The 18,212-nt window shown below is 69.7% G+C and carries 16 protein-coding genes and 1 pseudogene; 6 read left to right on the top strand and 11 right to left on the bottom strand.

The genetic code is table 11. The annotated features are described in order from the left end of the window. Positions 1-297: 297 nt before the first annotated feature. Together POF73_RS13115 and POF73_RS13110 are read left to right on the top strand one after the other, a co-directional pair. The gene (locus POF73_RS13115; protein ID WP_272114856.1) at positions 298-1,308 is read left to right on the top strand and encodes an acyl-CoA desaturase; all 1,011 of its coding nucleotides are present in this window, start codon (positions 298-300) and stop codon (positions 1,306-1,308) included. Next, positions 1,305-1,982, top strand: coding sequence for a TetR/AcrR family transcriptional regulator (locus POF73_RS13110; protein ID WP_272114855.1), 678 nt, complete (start codon positions 1,305-1,307; stop codon positions 1,980-1,982). Before POF73_RS13115 ends, POF73_RS13110 begins: the two co-directional genes overlap by 4 nt. 82 nt (positions 1,983-2,064) lie before the next feature. On the opposite strand, the gene POF73_RS13105 is transcribed toward POF73_RS13110, so the two are convergent. From POF73_RS13105 to POF73_RS13095, 3 genes and pseudogenes are all read right to left on the bottom strand, one after another. Next, positions 2,065-2,238: a CsbD family protein gene (locus tag POF73_RS13105; RefSeq protein WP_272114854.1), complete on the bottom strand. Its 174-nt coding sequence runs from the start codon at positions 2,236-2,238 to the stop codon at positions 2,065-2,067. Between the two features lie 64 nt (positions 2,239-2,302). Further along, positions 2,303-2,395, bottom strand: a pseudogene (locus tag POF73_RS13100) (glyoxalase); the annotation flags it as partial. A gap of 29 nt (positions 2,396-2,424) precedes the next feature. Next, entirely contained in the window at positions 2,425-3,234 is an 810-nt protein-coding gene (locus tag POF73_RS13095) for a trans-aconitate 2-methyltransferase (protein ID WP_272114853.1), read from the bottom strand. Positions 3,235-3,332: 98 nt separating this feature from the next. Here POF73_RS13095 and tamR point away from each other — a divergent pair, with 98 nt between their 5' ends. Further along, positions 3,333-3,830: a MarR family transcriptional regulator TamR gene (gene tamR / locus POF73_RS13090; protein WP_059196100.1), complete on the top strand. Its 498-nt coding sequence runs from the start codon at positions 3,333-3,335 to the stop codon at positions 3,828-3,830. A 178-nt stretch (positions 3,831-4,008) separates the two neighbouring features. Here the strand turns inward: tamR and POF73_RS13085 are convergent, their stop codons facing one another. Beyond that, on the bottom strand, positions 4,009-4,782 hold the full coding sequence (locus POF73_RS13085; protein WP_272114851.1) for a LuxR C-terminal-related transcriptional regulator: 774 nt from the start codon (positions 4,780-4,782) through the stop codon (positions 4,009-4,011). A gap of 271 nt (positions 4,783-5,053) precedes the next feature. Between POF73_RS13085 and POF73_RS13080 the strand changes: the two genes are divergently transcribed. Continuing rightward, entirely contained in the window at positions 5,054-5,506 is a 453-nt protein-coding gene (locus POF73_RS13080; RefSeq protein ID WP_272115028.1) for a GNAT family N-acetyltransferase, read from the top strand. A gap of 118 nt (positions 5,507-5,624) precedes the next feature. Here the strand turns inward: POF73_RS13080 and galK are convergent, their stop codons facing one another. From galK to galT, 3 genes are all read right to left on the bottom strand, one after another. Then, a complete protein-coding gene (gene galK, locus POF73_RS13075) occupies positions 5,625-6,788 on the bottom strand; it encodes a galactokinase (RefSeq protein WP_272114850.1) in 1,164 nt (387 codons plus the stop codon). 100 nt (positions 6,789-6,888) lie between these two features. Continuing rightward, positions 6,889-7,851 (bottom strand): UDP-glucose 4-epimerase GalE, encoded by a 963-nt coding sequence (galE, locus tag POF73_RS13070; protein ID WP_272114849.1) that lies wholly within the window; start codon positions 7,849-7,851, stop codon positions 6,889-6,891. Next, the gene (gene galT / locus POF73_RS13065) at positions 7,848-8,933 is read right to left on the bottom strand and encodes a galactose-1-phosphate uridylyltransferase (protein WP_272114848.1); all 1,086 of its coding nucleotides are present in this window, start codon (positions 8,931-8,933) and stop codon (positions 7,848-7,850) included. The genes galE and galT overlap by 4 nt, the downstream gene beginning before the upstream one ends. Positions 8,934-9,092: 159 nt before the next feature. On the opposite strand from galT, the gene POF73_RS13060 reads away from it, so the two are divergent. Continuing rightward, positions 9,093-10,796: a sodium:solute symporter family protein gene (locus tag POF73_RS13060; protein ID WP_272114847.1), complete on the top strand. Its 1,704-nt coding sequence runs from the start codon at positions 9,093-9,095 to the stop codon at positions 10,794-10,796. A 16-nt stretch (positions 10,797-10,812) separates the two neighbouring features. Then, a complete protein-coding gene (locus POF73_RS13055) occupies positions 10,813-11,145 on the top strand; it encodes a hypothetical protein (RefSeq protein WP_272114846.1) in 333 nt (110 codons plus the stop codon). A 97-nt stretch (positions 11,146-11,242) separates the two neighbouring features. On the opposite strand, the gene POF73_RS13050 is transcribed toward POF73_RS13055, so the two are convergent. The 4 genes from POF73_RS13050 to POF73_RS13035 form a co-directional block, all read right to left on the bottom strand. Further along, entirely contained in the window at positions 11,243-11,926 is a 684-nt protein-coding gene (locus tag POF73_RS13050; protein WP_272114845.1) for a helix-turn-helix transcriptional regulator, read from the bottom strand. 316 nt (positions 11,927-12,242) lie between these two features. Continuing rightward, the gene (locus POF73_RS13045; protein WP_272114844.1) at positions 12,243-14,048 is read right to left on the bottom strand and encodes an outer membrane protein assembly factor BamB family protein; all 1,806 of its coding nucleotides are present in this window, start codon (positions 14,046-14,048) and stop codon (positions 12,243-12,245) included. Positions 14,049-14,132: 84 nt separating this feature from the next. Then, complete coding sequence (locus POF73_RS13040) at positions 14,133-15,938, bottom strand: outer membrane protein assembly factor BamB family protein (RefSeq protein ID WP_272114843.1); 1,806 nt, start codon at positions 15,936-15,938, stop codon at positions 14,133-14,135. Between the two features lie 316 nt (positions 15,939-16,254). Continuing rightward, entirely contained in the window at positions 16,255-18,063 is a 1,809-nt protein-coding gene (locus POF73_RS13035; protein WP_272114842.1) for an ABC-F family ATP-binding cassette domain-containing protein, read from the bottom strand. Positions 18,064-18,212: the final 149 nt, after the last annotated feature.

Here is an 18,212-nt window from a genome sequence, read left to right as displayed (position 1 = left end):
TCCTTGCAGTGTTGAAGCTCGTCTGGGAGGGAACCCGGCCCCGGTGCCGCGCGGCGGGTGCCGCATACGGCTCCTGGCATCCGGGAAGAAATCAGAGCGGACCGCGCTGTCCGACCGACTCCAAGGATAGGTGTCCATAAGGACGCGCAGTCTCTCGGGCTCTTGCTGCCGGGCGACGCACTGCCATACTTACGACGCCGTAGGTTACGGAACCGTAGGCACCGTCGTAACGGAACCTGGGAACAGTTCCCGCGACCCCGGCACCTGCCAAAACCCTCGACCCCACAGGGGACGCCCATGACCACAAGCCCCGATGTGATCGAAGACGCCCCGCAGGCGAACGACGACACCCTGATCTCCTCCGCCACGCTGGGTGGCGAGAAGAAGCGGTCGATCGAGCAGATCGCGCTCCTCCTCTTCATCACCGTCCCCTTCCTCGCTCTCGTCGCAGCGGTGCCGCTGGGCTGGGGGTGGGGAGTGAGCTGGCTCGACCTCGGCCTGATGGTGTTCTTCTACTTCCTGGGCTGTCACGGCATCACGGTCGGCTTCCACCGCTACTTCACCCATGGCTCCTTCAAGGCCAACCGTCCTCTGCGGATCGCGCTGGCGATCGCGGGCTCCCTGGCGGTCGAGGGCCCGATCGTCCGCTGGGTGGCCGACCACCGCAAGCATCACAAGTTCTCGGACGCGGAGGGCGACCCGCACTCTCCGTGGCGTTTCGGCGAGACCCTCCCGGCCCTGATGAAGGGCCTGTGGTGGGCGCACATCGGCTGGATGTTCGACGAGGAGCAGACGCCGCAGGACAAGTACGCGCCGGATCTGGTCAAGGACCCGGCGATCCGTGCGATCTCCCGCCATTTCATCTACTGGACGATGCTGTCGCTGGCGCTGCCCGGCGTGATCGGCGGTCTGGTGACGATGTCCTGGTGGGGCGCGTTCACCGGCTTCTTCTGGGGCTCACTGGTGCGAGTGGCCCTGCTGCACCACGTCACGTGGTCGATCAACTCGATCTGCCACGCGGTGGGCAAGCGGCCGTTCAAGTCGCGTGACCGTTCGGGCAACGTGTGGTGGCTGGCGGTGCTGTCGTGCGGCGAGTCCTGGCACAACCTGCACCACGCCGACCCGACCTCCGCGCGGCACGGTGTGGAGCGCGGGCAGATCGACTCCTCGGCGCGGATCATCCGCTGGTTCGAGATGCTCGGCTGGGCCTCTGACGTGCGCTGGCCGTCACGCTCGCGTATCGATTCGCGCCGGAACACCGAGGAAGGCGGCTCCCGGCGCCGGAAGGAGCCTGCAAAGGCGGCATGATTGACGCCGTGGCGACCGACTCCAGCAGCACCCCCGGCAATGAGAAGCAGCGGCGGACGCGCCGTACCCGGATGACCGGTGCGGAGCGTCGCCAGCAGCTGCTGGAGATCGGTCGCACCCTTTTCGCCGCGAAGGGCTTCGAGGGCACGTCGGTGGAGGAGATCGCCGCGAAGGCGGGTGTCTCCAAGCCGGTGGTGTACGAGCACTTCGGCGGCAAGGAGGGGCTGTACGCGGTGGTGGTGGACCGCGAGATGCGCCGCCTGCTGGACATGGTGACCAGCTCGCTGACCGCCGGGCACCCGCGTGAGCTGTGCGAACAGGCGGCCTTCGCGCTCCTCGACTACATCGAGGAGTACACGGACGGCTTCCGCATCCTGGTCCGTGACTCGCCCATCCCCCAGTCGACGGGGTCCTTCGCCTCCCTGATCTCGGACATCGCCACCCAGGTGGAGGACATCCTGGGCCGCGAGTTCAAGAGCCGCGGCTTCGACCCCAAGCTGGCCCCGCTCTACGCGCAGGCCCTGGTCGGGATGGTCGCCCTGACCGGCCAGTGGTGGCTGGACGTGCGCCGCCCGAAGAAGGCCGAGGTGGCGGCGCATCTGGTGAATCTGGCGTGGCACGGGCTGGACGGGCTGGAGGCGAAGCCGCACTTGATAGGGCGCCGAAAGAACTGACGCCCCGGGCGCCGCTGCGGCGAGCCCGGGGCGCCTGGCACGCTCAGTGCCTGAGATCAGTGCCTGAGATCAGTGCCGGAAGTCAGTGCCGGAAGGTGTCCTTGCCCTTCTCCTTCGCCTGGCGTGCGTCGCCCTTCACCTGCTCGGCCTTGCCTTCGGCGGTCATCTGCTCGTTGCCGACCATGCGGCCCATCGCTTCCTTGGCCTTGCCCTTGACCTGCTCCTTCTTGGCCCTGGCCTTCTCTTCCTTCGCCATGTTCCTGGCTCCTCGCAAGGTTCGACGTCGCTGTCCCTCAGCGGGTGACCCTGCGCCGCCGCGCTCAAACAGCGTCAAGCGGCTCCAGGAACTCCAGCCGGTTGCCCACGGGGTCGTACGAGTAGAAACGCCGGTGCCCCGGCAGGTTCTCGTCCCAGAGCTGGACATGGTCCACGGCACTGATCATCACGCCTCCTTGCGGGCCACGGCGAAGATCCGGCGGAACGGGAACGGCGTGCCGTGCGCACCGGCCGGATAGGCCTCACGCAGGGCGGCCCGGTACTCGGCCAGGAAGGCCTCTCGCCGGGCGGGGTCGTCGGCGAGCGCGGTCAGGACCGGCCGCAGACCCGTGCCCTTCACCCAGTCCAGCACCGGATCCTCGCCGGTCAGGAGATGGACGTACGTCGTCTCCCAGACGTCGGCGACGCAGCCCAGGTCGGCCAGCCGCGCCAGGTAGGTCTGCGGGGTGAGCACGGCGTCCTCATGGCGCAGGGTGTCGGCCAGGCCGTACCGGGGCGCGAGGGTGCGCATCAGGCGGTGGCTCGGGGCGTCGAAGTTTCCGGGGACCTGGAAGGCGAAGGTGCCGCCGGGGCGCAGCCCCTTCACCCAGGCGCCGAAACGCTCCACATGGTCCGGCACCCACTGGAGCGTGGCGTTGCTGATGATCAGGTCGTACGGCTCCCCCGGCGTCCAGGTCCGTACGTCGGCGGGGGCGAAGTCGAGGCGGCCGCCGCCCGCGGTCGGGCCCTCGTGCTCGACATGTGCCCGGTCCAGCATCTCGACCGAGTTGTCGTGACCGGTGATGTGCGCGGTGGGCCAGCGTTCGGCCAGCAGGGCGGTGACATTGCCGGGGCCGCAGCCGAGGTCGGCGATGCGCGGGCGGTCGCCGGGAAGGTCGGGGACGCGGGCCAGCAGGTCGATGAAGGGGCGGGCGCGGTGGCCGGCGTGACGCAGGTACTGGGCCGGGTCCCAGGTGGGGGTGGCGGTAGTGGACATTGGCGGGGCCTCCTGTCTCTCCTCGCCCTCCAGCCTGCCCCGACATATATCTTGACGTCAAGAGACTTCATGTCGACACAACCACTACACTGATCGCCATGGAGGACGAGGTCGATCGGCTGGTCGCAGCGTGGCGCCGGGAGCGCCCGGACCTCGACGTGGAGCCGCTGGAGGTACTCAGCCGGGTCAGCAGACTGGCCCGGCATCTGGACCGCGCACGCCGGCTGGCCTTCTCCGAGCACAGCCTGGAGCCCTGGGAGTTCGACGTGCTGACCGCGCTCCGGCGCGCGGGAACGCCGTATCAGCTCTCCCCGGGACAGCTGCTGACGCAGACCCTGGTCACCTCCGGCACGATGACCAACCGCATCGACCGCCTGGCCAAGAAGGGCCTGGTGGAGCGCCTCCCCGACCCCAGCGACCGGCGCGGTGTGCTGGTCCGGCTGACCGACGAGGGCCGCGACCGCGCCGACCAGGCGCTCGCCGGCCTGCTCGACCAGGAGCGCGCGATCCTCGCGGAGCTGTCCCGCGCCCAACGGGGCGAACTGGCCGGCCTGCTGCGCCAGCTGACCGCCCCGTTCGACAACATCCCCGGCTAGACGCTCCGCTGGGAGAGCCGGGCGGGTCGTGCCGTGGTGGGTCGTGCCGTGATCGGTCGTGCCGTGGTGGGTCGTGGGTCGGCTGCGGCACCATCGTGGCTGGTCGCGCCCGCGCGGCGGAGCCGCAGATTGACAACGCCCCGCGCCCCTTTGGGGCGTCGCCGCTCGGCGGTGTTGATCAGGCGCTGCTGCTTTCCTCCGGGATGATCCGTCCGGTGGGGCCCAGGTCGACGGGGCCCACCCCGGCCCGCCGCGCCAGCGCGACCGCGGCCAGTGTCGAGTGGACTCCGAGCTTGCCGAGGACGTTCTGCATGTGGGTGCGGACCGTGTGCGGGGAGAGATACAGGCGCTCGGCGACCGCCTTGCGCCCCAGGCCGGCCACCATGCAGCGCAGGACCTCCCGCTCGCGCGGCGTCAGCGACTCCACCAGCCGCTCGCTCTCGGTGCGGTGCTTGCGGGCCGCCGTCAGCTCCCGCAACACCCCCGTGAGCAGGGCGGGCGGCAGATGCGTCTCCTCGCGCAGGACCCCGCGGATGACGGTGAGCAGCCGGGACAGCGAGCAGTCCTTGGCCACCCACCCGGACGCCCCGGCCTGCAGGGCGAGCGCCGCCCGGCGCGGATCGTCCTTCTCGGCGAGAACGACTATCCGTACGGCCGGCTGCCCGGAACGGACCCCGGCGACCAGCGAGATGCCGTCGACCAGCCCGTCCTCGCCCACCTCCTGGACGGGCACGGCGGGCCGGACTCCCGGCACATTGCCGCCCAGATCGGCGTCGACGAGCAGCACATCGAAGCGCCGCCCCTCGGCTGCCGCCCGCTCCAGGCTGCGCAACGCGGCTGGACCACTGCCCGCGGCGGAGACGTCGACGTCGGGCTCGGCCGCCAGGGCAGCGGCGAGCGACTCGGCGAAGATGCGATGGTCGTCGACGACCAGGACTCGGATGCGAACCACGAAACCCCCTTCCCCAAGCTCTCGAAGAGCAGGGGATACCCCATCGTCAAAGGACGACACCGGGAGACGAACAACGTCGCGGGCACGGCGCCCGAAGCACGGATGGCCGCACGGCCGCCGCCGTGCATGAACAGCTACCCCCACTTCGGGCGTCGTACCCGACCTGTCTCGCCCCCTGATCAGCACCGGCCCCCACCGGTGCTGTTCATCAGGGTACGGCCGGGGGGCACGAGCGGAAGGTAATTTGCAGAACTGGTTGTCCAGCGCGTTTATGGTGAGCCGCATGTTTCGTCTGGAGACAGAAGTCGATAAATCGCGCCAGGATCTGCTCCGCCGCCGGCTGCGGGACACCAATACGGCGGCCTCCCCGATCCTGCGCGCCCTGCGCGGAACCCCAGGTGAACGCGAACTTCCGCTCCAGGTCTGGGCGCTGGACGACTCAGACGCCCTGGCCGGCGGACTGGTCGGTCACACCTGGACCAGCTGGCTGCACGTCACCTACCTCTGGGTCGACGAACGCCTGCGCGGTGCCGGTCTCGGTTCGCGATTGCTCGCCCACGCGGAACGCGTCGCCCGCGACGAGCGGGGCTGCACGGCCGTACGCCTGGAGACCTGGGACTTCCAGGCGCCCGAGTTCTACAAGAGGCAGGGGTATGACGTGGTGGGTGTGATTCCGGACTATCCGCCGGGAATCACCGAGTACACACTGACCAAACGTCTCTGATCCCCGGGATCCGTAGGTCCATGGTCAGGGCCATGGGCCATGGGTCATGGGCCATGGGTCATGGGTCTACGGGACTGAAGGCACCGCCCTCGGCCCCATGACCTCGCATTCCTCGGCGTCAGCCGACGCGCCGCGCGCCCGCCGCCGGCACCGCCCCGAACACCCGCGGCGCCGCGTACCCGGCCGCGGCGAAGGCTTCCTCGACCGCCTTGGTGACGGTCTCCACGTCCGCCTCCTCGGCCAGCACGATCGCCGAGCCGCCGAAGCCGCCGCCCGTCATCCGGGCGCCCAGCGCACCGCCCGCCAGGGCCGTGTCCACGACCAGGTCAAGCTCGGGGCAGGAGATGCGGAAGTCGTCCCGCAGCGAGGCGTGCCCCTCGGTCAGGACCGGGCCGATCGCACGTGTCTCACCCGACTCCAGCAGGGCGACGACGCGCTCCACGCGCTGGTCCTCGGTGACGACATGGCGCACCAGGCGGCGCACCTCCTCGTCGTCGCCGAGCCGGCCGAGGGCCGCGTCCAGGTCGTCGTAGGCGATGTCGCGGAGCGCGTCCACGCCCAGCAGTGCCGCGCCCTTCTCGCAGCCCGCGCGCCGCTTGCCGTACTCGCCCTCGCTGTGGGAGTGCTTGACCTGGGTGTCGACGACCAGCAGGCGCATGCCCTCGGCCGCCAGGTCGAAGGGGATCTGCTTCTGGGAGAGGTCGCGGGTGTCGAGGAAGAGCGCGTGGCCGGCCCGGCAGCAGGCGGACGCCGTCTGGTCCATGATCCCGACCGGGGCGCCGACGTACACGTTCTCGGCGCGCTGGCACAGTCGGGCCAGTTGCCAGCCCTTCAGGCCCAGGTCGTACAGGTCGCTCAGGGCGAGCGCGACCACGACCTCCAGCGCCGCCGACGAGGACAGGCCCGCGCCCGCCGGGACCGTCGAGGCGAGGTGGATGTCGGCGCCGGTCACCGCGTGCCCGGCCTGGCGCAGCGCCCAGACCACGCCCGCCGGGTACGCCGTCCAGTTCCGGTCCGACTCGGGCGCCAGGTCGTCGACGCGGAGTTCCACGATGCCGCCCTCGATGTCCGCCGAGTGCAGCCGCAGCAGGCCGTCGTCGCGCCGGGAGACCGCCGCGACCGCGGTGTGCGGCAGCGCGAACGGCATGACGAAGCCGTCGTTGTAGTCGGTGTGCTCGCCGATCAGGTTGACCCTGCCCGGCGCGGCCCACACCCCCTCCGGCGCGGCCCCGTACAGCTCCTCGAACCGCTCGGCGACCGTGGCCGACGTGTCGACGCTCATCCCCTGACCCTGACCTTCCTGCTGAACCGGCCGTCCCGACCGGTGAGTTGACCGGCCGAACAGCCGTGGAACCTACGGCCGTCCGTACCGGCCGTAGAACTTACTTGCCGCGCCGCTGCGCGAACTCCCACGCATCCGCGACGATGCCCGCGAGGTCCGCGCGGGACGGGTTCCAGCCGAGCCGCTCGCGGGCGGTGCCGGCGGAGGCGACCAGGACGGCCGGGTCGCCGCCCCGGCGCGGGGCCACGACCTCGGGGATCGGGTGCCCGGTGACCTGCCGGACGGTCTCGATGACCTCGCGGACGGAGAAGCCGTTGCCGTTGCCGAGGTTGCAGATGAGGTGTTCGCCCGGCGCGGCGGCCTTCAGCGCCAGCAGGTGGGCCTCGGCCAGGTCGGCGACGTGGATGTAGTCGCGCACGCAGGTGCCGTCCGGCGTCGGGTAGTCGTCGCCGAACACGGAGATCGCGTCGCGCCTTCCCTGGGCGACCTGGAGGACGAGCGGGATGAGGTGCGACTCGGGGTCGTGCCGCTCGCCGCAGTCGCCGTAGGCACCCGCGACGTTGAAGTAGCGCAGGGACACGGCACCGAGGCCGTGGGCCGCCGCCTCGCCGGTGATCATGTGGTCGACGGCGAGCTTGGAGGCGCCGTAGGGGTTCGTGGGCCGCGTCGGCGCCGACTCGACGATCGGCACCTCCTTGGGCTCGCCGTAGGTGGCTGCCGTGGAGGAGAAGACGAGCTTGCGCACACCGGCCTCGCGCATGGCGCCGAGCAGCGCCATGGTGCCGCCGACGTTGTTGTCCCAGTACTTCTCGGGCCGCACGACCGACTCGCCGACCTGCGAGAACGCGGCGAAGTGCAGCACCGCGTCGAAGGAGGAGTCCAGCCACTTGGCGGCGTCGCGGATGTCGCCCTCGATGAAGGACGCCCCGGACGGCACACCCTCACGGAAGCCGGTGGAGAGGTTGTCGAGCACGACGACCTCGTCCCCCGCCTCGATCAGGTGCTGCGCGACCACGCTGCCGACGTACCCCGCGCCACCGGTGACCAGAAACTTCCCACTCATGAACTCGCTACCTCTCGCAGTCGCTCGGCCGCGCGCTCCGGCGGCACGTCGTTGATGAACACGCTCATGCCGGATTCGGAACCCGCGAGGAACTTCAGCTTGCCGGAAGTGCGGCGGATGGTGAAAAGCTCAAGGTGGAGCGCGAAGTCTTCCCGCACGACGCCCTCGAATGCCTCCAGCGTGCCGAACGGCGCCTGATGCCAGGCGGCGATGTACGGCGTCGGAGACTCACCCACAGAGCTTTCCCCTCCATCCCCCCCATCGAAGATCCGGTCGAAGCGCCTCAAGAGTTCCAGATAAACCTTGGGGAACTCTGAGCGAGCGTCCTCGTCGAGGGCGAGCAGATCGGGCACCCGGCGCTTCGGGTACAGGTGGACCTCGTACGGCCAGTGCGCGGCGTACGGCACGAAGGCCACCCAGTGTTCACTCTCCAGGACGACTCGCTGGTCGGCGAGTTCACGCTCCAGGACGGTGTCGAAGAGGTTCTCCCCGCCGGTGGCGTCCTTGTGGGCGGCGAGGGAGCGCAGCATCAGGGCGGTGCGGGGGGTGGTGAAGGGGTAGGCGTAGATCTGCCCGTGCGGGTGGCCGAGGGTGACTCCGATCTCGGCGCCGCGGTTCTCGAAGCAGAACACCTGCTCCACGGAGGGCAGCGAGGACAGCTCGGAGGTCCGGTCCGTCCACGCCTCCAGGACCAGACGGGCCTGTTCCTCGGTCAGGTCGGCGAAGGCGGCGTTGTGGTCGGAGGTGAAGCAGACGACCTCGCAGCGCCCGGAGTCACCGGCGAGTGAGGGGAAGCGGTTCTCGAAGACGACGACGTCGTACGACGACTCGGGGATCTCACTGAGCCGGTCGCCTTCGGAGGGGCACAGCGGGCACTCGTCGGCCGGCGGGTGGTACGTGCGGCCCTGCCGGTGCGAGGCGATGGCGACCGAGTCGCCGAGCAACTCGTCATGACGGACCTCGGACGTCGTGACGGTCCGGTCCAGCGGCCGCCCGTCGACGGCGTCCCGCACCGTGTCGTCGCGCAGGTCGTAGTAGATGAGCTCACGACCGTCGGCCAGTCGGGTCGAGGTCTTCTTCACGCCAGGCTCCCATCAAACAGAACTAAACATAGAGAAACACAACCCACCACCTCCGTCAACATCACAATCAAACAAAGAGCATCACACCACGTGTTCAATTGCTGAACGCAGGGGCGTAGGTTCCGGGCTGTATCGGTTCGCCAAACGAAGCGAGTACATATGCACACCCCCACACAAACCCCCACACACTCCCCCACCCTCCTCGCCGCCGAGCTACGGCTCCCCACGAACTGGCTCGACTACACGATCCTGGGCATCTACTTCGTCGTCGTGCTGGGTATCGGATTCGCCGCCCGCCGCTCGGTGAAGACCACCCTCGACTTCTTCCTCTCGGGCCGCTCCCTGCCCGCCTGGGTCACCGGCCTGGCGTTCATCTCCGCCAACCTGGCCGCCACCGAGATCCTCGGCATGGCCGCCAACAGCGCCCAGTACGGTGCCTACACCGTCCACTGGTACTGGATCGGCGCCATCCCGGCCATGGTCTTCCTGGGCCTGGTGATGATGCCCTTCTACTACGGCAGCAAGGTCCGCTCGGTCCCCGAGTTCCTGCTCCTCCGCTTCGACAAGTGGGCCCACCTGCTCAGCTCGATCCTGTTCGCCTTCGCCGCGATCCTGATCGCCGGCGTCAACCTGTACGCCCTGGCGATCGTGGTCGAGGCCCTGCTGGGCTGGCCCCAGTGGGTGGCGATCGTCGTCGCCGGCTTCTTCGTGCTCGCCTACATCACCCTCGGCGGCCTGTCCTCGGCGATCTACAACGAGGTGCTGCAGTTCTTCGTGATCCTGGCGGCCCTCATCCCGATCACGGTGCTCTCCCTGAAGAAGGTGGGCGGCTGGGACGGTCTGACGGACACACTGACCAAGTCCCACGGCGACGACTTCGTCACCGCCTGGGGCGGCACGGGCATCGGCGACGCCAACCCGCTGGGCGCCAACTGGCTGACGATCGTCCTGGGCCTCGGCTTCGTGCTGTCCTTCGGCTACTGGACGACGAACTTCGCCGAGGTCCAGCGGGCGCTGTCGGCCAAGAACCTCTCGGCGGCCCAGCGCACCCCGCTGATCGCCGCGTACCCGAAGATCTTCATCGTCTTCCTGGTGATGATCCCGGGCCTGGCGGCCGCGGCCCTGGTCCCCGGCTTCGGCACCGAGAAGTCGGGCTACCAGTACAACGACGCCATCCCCTACCTCATCGAGGGCCTGCTCCCCAACGGCGTGCTCGGCATCGCGGTGACCGGTCTCCTCGCCGCCTTCATGGCGGGCATGGCGGCGAACGTGTCGTCCTTCAACACGGTGTTCACCACCGACATCTGGGCGAAGTACGTGGTGACGGACCGGGAGGACGGGTACTACGTCCGCTTCGGCCGCCTGATCACGGCGATCGGAGTCCTGGCGTCGATCGGCACGGCGTTCCTCGCCTCCTCCTTCTCGAACATCATGAGCTACCTCCAGACCCTGTTCTCCTTCTTCAACGTGCCGATGTTCGTGGTCTTCATCATCGGCATGTTCTGGAAGCGGGCATCGATGAAATCGGGCTTCTGGGGCCTGCTGGCAGGCACGACGGCAGCAATGATCAACTACTTCGTCTTCTACAAGCAGGACATCATCGCCATCCCCTCCGACCAGGGCGCCAACTTCGTCTCCGCGATCGCGGGCTTCGTGGCCGGCGGGGTCGTCATGGTGGCCGTCTCCCTGTTCACGGCACCCAAACCGACGGAGGAACTCCAGGGCCTGGTCTACGGCACCCGCTCCCCCGGCATGGCCGAGCCCCCGGCGCCGGGCGACGAGGCCTGGTACCGCAAGCCGGCGCTGCTGGGCTGGGGCGCGGTGGTGCTGGCGGCCGCCTGCTACATCCCGTTCTCCTTCTGAAGACCGGAGCCTGACCATGACCGAACACCCCGAACGCCCCGAACACCCCGGATACTCCGAGAAGGACGTCCAGCGGGAAGTCACAGAACTGGAGGGCAGGTCCACGACGGCCGCCCGCCTCTTCGACATCCGGCGCATCATCGGCGGCCTCTTCGTGCTCTACGGCGTCATCGTCACGATCACCGGCCTCACCGACGACGACGCCGCGATCGAAAAGGCCGAGGGCGTCAACATCAACCTCTGGACCGGCCTGGGCATGCTGCTCCTCGGCGTCTTCTTCCTGGCCTGGCTGAAACTGAGGCCCACGGCACCACCGCCGCCGGAGGCCGTTCCGGGCGACGACGACTGACGCCGGTGGGGGCGGCCGTCCATCGGCCCGCCCCCCGCCCCCTACCCCGCCCGAACCCCCACCGCACAGCAACGGGCCGCCGCAGGTATCGCGCCCGTCACGACTCCGGGCCCGAAACCAGCCCCGCCCGGTCCAACAACCCCGTACGCGCGGCCAACGCCGCCGCCTCCAGCCGTGAGCCCACGCCCAGTTTCATCAGCACCCGCTGCACATGGGTACGCGCGGTGGACGGCGCGATCCCCATCCCGGCCGCGATCAGCCGGGTGTCCTCACCATCGGCGACCCGGACCAGCACCTCGACCTCGCGAGGAGTGAGCATCTGCAACAGCCGCTGCCCCTCGTCATCGGGCTGCGCGGCCGGATTGAGAAGCTCACTGAACGCCCCCTGCAGCAACTGCGGCGCCACCGCCGCCTCCCCGGCCCGCGCCTTCATGATCGCCCGCTCGACACCCTCGATGCGCTCGTCGTGCCGCACATAGCCGGAGGCCCCCGCGGCGAACGCCGCCGCTATGCCCCGCGGACTCGGCACCGGCCCCAGGACCAGCACCGCCACCTGCGGCCGCTCCCGCTTGATCCGCACCACCGGATCGAACATCCCCGGCTCCGCAGGCGTGGCCGTCCCCAGCAGACACACCTCCGGCGCCCGTGTGATCACCAGTTCCGCCGCCCCCGCGGCGGGCGCCGCCGCGGCCAGCACCCGATGCCCCCTCAGTTTCAGTGCCGAAGCCAGCGCCTCGGCGAGCAATCGGTGGTCGTCGACCACCATGAGCCGCACTCCCATGGAGTAACCCCCCAGTCTCCCCAATGGATCCCCATCAATACCCGGACCAGCCACGCCGGTCCGGATGCCCCACTATGGATGCCCACGGGCCATGCGGACAGAAGCCCCCTCCCGGCTCCCCCGGCTTTCATGCCCCCGGAAGCTACACGCTTGTTCGACATTGCGCTCCCCCTACCGATGAGAAGTGCCCCGGAACGGCGGATTTTCTGGCTTTCCCCGCATTAGAGGACGTTGAGCGGTACGCGAACGGCCCCGCTCCTGACCAGGAGCGGGGCCGCTGACACAACCGTTTTCAACCGTCTCACCGACGGTGTCGTCAGTCCGTCCGACCGAACGCGATCACGTGGTACTTCTTCTGATACGTCGTGCCCAGCTCACTCGCGTACCGGGCCGACATGTACAGCCGCCCCTGTGAATACAGGAGTTCGGCATACTCAGGAAGCATCCGCGTCTCGACATCCCGCACGGTTTTCGCCGCCGGGTTCTCCAACAGTTTCGTCTCCTTGAAGCTGCCACCGTCGATGCTGACGATCTGCCCGCCCTTGTTGTACGGCGGCCGCTTGTACGCGATCACATTGCCGCCGTCCATGCGCAGCGGCGTGATCGTGTACCGGTCGCCCGCGTCGGCACGCTGACCGGTCTGCTTGCCGGTGGCCAGGTCGAACGCAACGATCTCGTTGGTCCGGCCGTACTCGCCGCCGCCCTGGTGCTCCTCGGTCTCCACATAGAGCCGGTCGTTGCCGACGACGACTCCCGTGCAGGCCTCGATGGTGGTGACACCGGAACAGCGGGCCGCGTACTGGTCGCCCGGCACGGAGATGCGGATGCGCAGCTTGCCGGTCTTGTTGTCGATGGAGAAGACGTCCGAGATACCGATGGAGTCGGACTGGCCGGCCTCGGCGGCCACGACGAGCGGCTCGGTGGAGATGACGCTGGCGTACTCGACGCCCTCGGCCATCTTGTACTCGGAGATCACCTTCCCGGTCTTCGGGTCGATGGTCTGGATGTTCAGCTGCGGCTGGTCGTAGGAGCCGCACTTGCGGACCGCGACCATCTTGGGGCCGCCCGCGTATCCGAGGTCGTAGCAGCTGTCGTTGGCCTTCGGTACCCAGAGCGGCTTGCCGGACTCCAGGTCGAAGGCGGCGCCGCCGCTGGTGCCGCCCGCGGCGACGGTGCCGCCGCTGAGGGTGATGTTGTCGTACGGGATCAGCCGGCCGTCGACCTCGGCGGACTTGGTCCACAGCTTCTTGCCGGCGTCGAGGTCGATCGCCGCGACCTGCGTGCAGCCGTGCGAGGGCTTGGCCTTGGTCGGCTTGGCGGGCTCGAAGGCGACGGCCGTCAGGTTGTCCTCGGTGACGTGCTTGGCGGCCCGGCAGACGGGGCCGGGCAGCGGGATCGTCCACAGCTCGGTGCCCTTGTCGGGGTCGTAGCCGACGATCTCGGAGACGCCGCTCTTGACGTACGCCTTGTCGGTCAGCCACGAGCCGGACACGCTGATGGTGGTGTCGTCGGCGACCTTGGGCGCCGGGACCTGGAAGAGGACCCGGGAGTTGGGGTCGGCGGGGACCTTCTCCTTGCCGGGCGTGGTGCTGCCGCCGCCGCTGTCGTCGCCCCCGCCGCCGGTGCCGCCGCTGGAGCCGGCGGTGTCGTCCTTGCCGCCGTCGTCACCGGACCGCGCGATCACGACACCGCCGATGACCAACGCGATCGCCACGACGGCCGCCGCCACGACGACGAGCCACGTGTAGGACTTTCCCCCGCCCCCGCCCCCGCCCGGCCCGCCGGACTGGGCGTGCAGCGGCACGGTCTGCTGCGGATAGCCGTACCCGGGCTGCCCGTATGGGTTCTGCGGCTGCCCGTACGCACCGGGCTGCGGCCCGGGATAGCCGTATCCGGGCGAAGCAGGCGGTGTGGGCGGCGGTGTCTGCGGGGCTCCCTGGGGCGCCTGCGGGTAGCCGTACGCGGGCGGCTGCGGAGGCTGCCCCGGTGGCTGCGCGGGCGGCTGCTGCGGCTGGGGAGGGCCGAAGCCGCCGCCCGGCTGCTGCTGGGGCGGCTGGTCCTGCGGCGGGCCGAACCCTCCCCCGGGCGGGGGCTGGTGCGGCGGAGGCGGCGGCTGGGTCATGGCGTGGGTACCTCGGGGGACGGGAGCGACGGACGCGCCGGGGGCGGTGAGGAGCGGAGGGAGGAGCGGAGAGAACAGGCCGCCTTACTTGCCGAAGGCGAGCATCAGCTTCTCCTTCGACTCGTCGTTGCCGGTCAGCCGGGTGCTGGCGAGGTAGAAACGCCCGTCCACCCAGTCGTACGTCCGGGAGAAGAAGCCGTTCTCGACGCTCGCGGCGCTCGCCGGGTTCTGCAGGAGCTTCGCCGGCTGGTGGCTGCTGCCGGTCACCGGGATCGCCACGACCTGGCCGCCCGCGTCGTAGGAGGGCTTGACGTAGGCGATGAGCTTGCCGTCCTCGACCTTGATCGGCAGCATCGGCTCGTCCGCCGGGGACTTCACCCGCCACTTCTCCTTGCCGTTGGCGAGGTCGATCGCGACGATCTCGTTGGCGGTGGTGGTCGCCTCGGTGGGCAGGTAGAGCGTGTTGGCGTCGGCGGCGACTCCGGCGCAGCCGCGCAGGTTGCGTTCGAGGATGGCCCAGCCGCACTCGGTGCCGATCTTCAGGTCGACGCCGACCTCCGAGCGGAACTTGCCGTCGTTGCCGAGGGTGGAGATGTTCCAGGCCTTCTTGTCCTCGTTGGTGCTGTAGACGACCAGCGGGTCGATGGAGAAGACGCGGGCGATCTGCCAGCCCTTGTCGTACCTCTGGGTCCACTTGGCCTTGCCGGTGGCCGGGTCGAGCTGCTGGATCTCGTCGTGCTCGTCGGTGCCGGTGGCGTCGCAGGAGGACACCGCGATCAGCTTCTCGCCGCCCGCGAACGCGGCCGGGAAGCACTTGTCGCCGTACCGCTCCTTGTCGTACAGCTTCTTGCCGCTGTTGACGTCGTACGCGGTACCGGACTGGGCGCGGCCCACCATCAGTGTGTTGCCGGTGATGGACAGCTCGATCTTGATGGTGTTGTCGAACAGCCCGCCGTTGGAGACCGAGCCGCTCCAGCCCTTGGCGCCGGTAGTGAGGTCCACCTGCTGGAGCTTGTTGCACTTGGCGCGGTCGCTGCTGCCGCTCTCGTACGCCACGACGACCTTGTTGTCGGACGACTTCTGCGGGGTGACCGAGCAGATCTTCTGCGGGAAGCTGATGGGCGCCCAGGCCTCTTCGCCGTCGGTGATGTTGTAGGCGAAGATCTGCTTGTACGCCGCCTTCACCGCGGCCTTGTCGGTGATCCACAGGCCGGGGGCGTCGGCGCCGGACTTGGGCGCGTCGGGCGCCTGCTTGTACCAGAGGATCTTCGCCTCGCCGGGCTGGCGGCCTCCGTTGAGGTTCTCCGGGTCGGCGCCGCCCTCGCTCTCCTCGGACGCGCTCGGCGACTCGGAGCCCTTCGGACCGTCGCTGCCCTGGGAGACCGGGTTCTTGGGGTCGTCGTCGCCGCCGCGGGTCACCGCGAACACGGTGCCGCCGATGACGAGCAGCGCCGCGACCGCCGCGCCGATGATGAGGGCGGGCTTGCCCTTGAACGGGTTGCCCGAGCCGGCGCCGGGCGCGCCCGGGTACTGCGGCTGGGCCGGGTAGCCGTACCCCTGGCCGGGCTGCTGCGGATAGCCGTACGGCCCGGGCTGCTGCTGCGGCTGGCCGTAGGGACCGGAGGCGTACGGGACCTGCTGGGCGGGCTGTTGCGGGTAGCCGTAGCCGGGCTGGGGGGCGCCGGCCGGCGGGCCCTGCGGGGGCGGCGGCGCCTGGGGCGGGCCCTGCGGCGGCGGGGGTGTCTGAGGGGCGCCCTGAGGCGGGGGCGGGGTCTGCGGAGCACCTTGCTGCGGAGGCTGCGCGGGCTGGGGGGCGCCGAAGCCACCCTGCCGCGGGTCCTGCGGTGCGCCGAAACCGCCCTGCGGCGGCTGGTTGGGCGGCTGGCTCATGAGCGGTTCCCCCTTGAGACCGGTGTGGTGCCACGTTCTGTGCCGTCGCGATTCCGCCACACCGGCGTTTCTCAGACTGTTCTCAGGCGGACCTTTCTATCACCCGCCACCGACAGCGCACCGGGCCGCATCCACCCCTGTTCCCAAGGGAGAACCGGCCCGTGATACCGCCGTTATGCGCCTTCACGCCCCCTTCACGAGGGCGGTTCGACAGCGCCCCCGGGGCGCGGGGAACTGCGCGACCAGCCACAACGGCGCCGCAGACAACCGACGCCCCCTCGCGGCACTTCCCATCGCGGCCCTCCAGGCGGAGCGCCTACGCGTCTTCGGCCAGTTCCAGCCAGCGCAGCTCCATTTCGTCCCGCTGACCGGCCAAGTCGCGCAGTTCGGCGTCGAGTTCGGCGACCTTCGCGAAGTCGGTGGCGTGCTCGGCGATCTGGGCGTGCAGCTTGGTCTCCCGTTCGGAAATCTTGTCGAGCTGTCGCTCGATCTTCTGCAACTCCTTCTTGGCGGCGCGCAGATCGGCGGCGCTCCGCTCCGGTACGGCCTTCTCGGCGGCCGGGGTGGCGGCCGTGGCGGCGACCTGGGCCTCCATGCGGTGGCGGCGCTCCAGGTACTCGTCGATGCCGCGCGGCAGCATCCGCAGGGCGGCGTCGCCGAGCAGGGCGAAGACGCGGTCCGTGGTGCGCTCGACGAAGAACCGGTCGTGGGAGATGACGATCATCGAGCCGGGCCAGCCGTCGAGGACGTCCTCCAGCTGGGTGAGGGTCTCGATGTCGAGGTCGTTGGTGGGCTCGTCGAGGAAGAGGACGTTGGGCTCGTCCATCAGGAGGCGCAGGAGCTGGAGGCGGCGGCGCTCACCGCCGGACAGGTCGCCGACCGGCGTCCACTGCTTCTCCTTGCTGAAGCCGAACGTCTCGCACAGCTGCCCGGCCGTCATCTCGCGCCCCTTGCCGAGGTCGACGCGCTCGCGCACCTGCTGGACGGCTTCCAGGACCCGCGTGTTCGGGTCGAGCTCGGCGACCTCCTGCGACAGGTAGGCGAGCTTGACCGTCTTTCCGACGGCGATCCGCCCACCGGCCGGCTGCGCCTCGCCCTCGGTCCGCGCGGCCTCGGCCATGGCACGCAGCAGCGAGGTCTTGCCCGCGCCGTTGACACCGACGAGACCGATCCGGTCGCCCGGCCCGAGCTGCCAGGTCACATGCTTGAGCAGCACCTTGGGGCCGGCCTGGACGGTGACGTCCTCCAGGTCGAACACCGTCTTGCCGAGCCTGGACGAGGCGAACTTCATCAGCTCGCTGGTGTCCCGGGGCGGCGGTACGTCCTTGATGAGCTCGTTGGCCGCCTCGACCCGGAAGCGCGGCTTGGACGTCCGCGCGGGCGCGCCGCGGCGCAGCCAGGCCAGCTCCTTGCGGACCAGGTTCTGCCGCTTGACCTCTTCGGTGGCGGCGATGCGCTCGCGCTCGGCACGCGCGAACACGTAGTCGGAGTAGCCGCCCTCGTACTCGTAGACGGCGCCGCGCTGCACGTCCCACATGCGCGTGCAGACCTGGTCGAGGAACCAGCGGTCGTGGGTGACGCACACGAGCGCCGAGCGCCGCTCGCGCAGGTGCTGGGCGAGCCAGGAGATGCCCTCGACGTCGAGGTGGTTGGTGGGCTCGTCGAGGACGATGAGGTCCTGGTCGTCGATGAGCAGCTTGGCGAGCGCGATACGGCGCCGCTCGCCGCCGGAGAGCGGGCCGATGACGGTGTCGAGGCCCTGCGGGAACCCCGGCAGGTCGAGCCCGCCGAAGAGTCCGGTCAGCACGTCCCGGATCTTGGCGTTGCCGGCCCACTCGTGGTCGGCCAGGTCCCGGATGACCTCGTGGCGGACGGTCGCCTCGGGGTCGAGCGAGTCGTGCTGGGTGAGGACGCCCAGCCGCAGTCCGCCGGAGTGGGTGACCCGGCCGGTGTCGGCCTCCTCCAGCTTGGCCAGCATGCGGATCATGGTCGTCTTGCCGTCGCCGTTGCGGCCCACGACGCCGATGCGATCGCCCTCGGAGACGCCGAGCGAGACACCGTCGAGCAGGGCACGGGTGCCGTACACCTTGCTGACGTTCTCGACATTGACCAGGTTGACGGCCATTTCTCTCCTGCCCAGGGGGATCGATCGACCCTCCAGGGTAGTCCGGCGCACCGACACCTCCTCCATCCGCGTCCGTACCCGGCCCCTCGCCCGCGCCCACCCGCGCGCAGGGAATCCCCTGGCTGACGTGGCCTCTTCAAATACACCAC

The sequence above is a fragment of the Streptomyces sp. HD genome (assembly GCF_028369295.1).
Taxonomy (GTDB): Bacteria; Actinomycetota; Actinomycetes; order Streptomycetales; family Streptomycetaceae; genus Streptomyces.
Note: the sequence above shows the minus strand (reverse complement) of the source record. Positions and strands in the feature narration are given on the sequence as shown.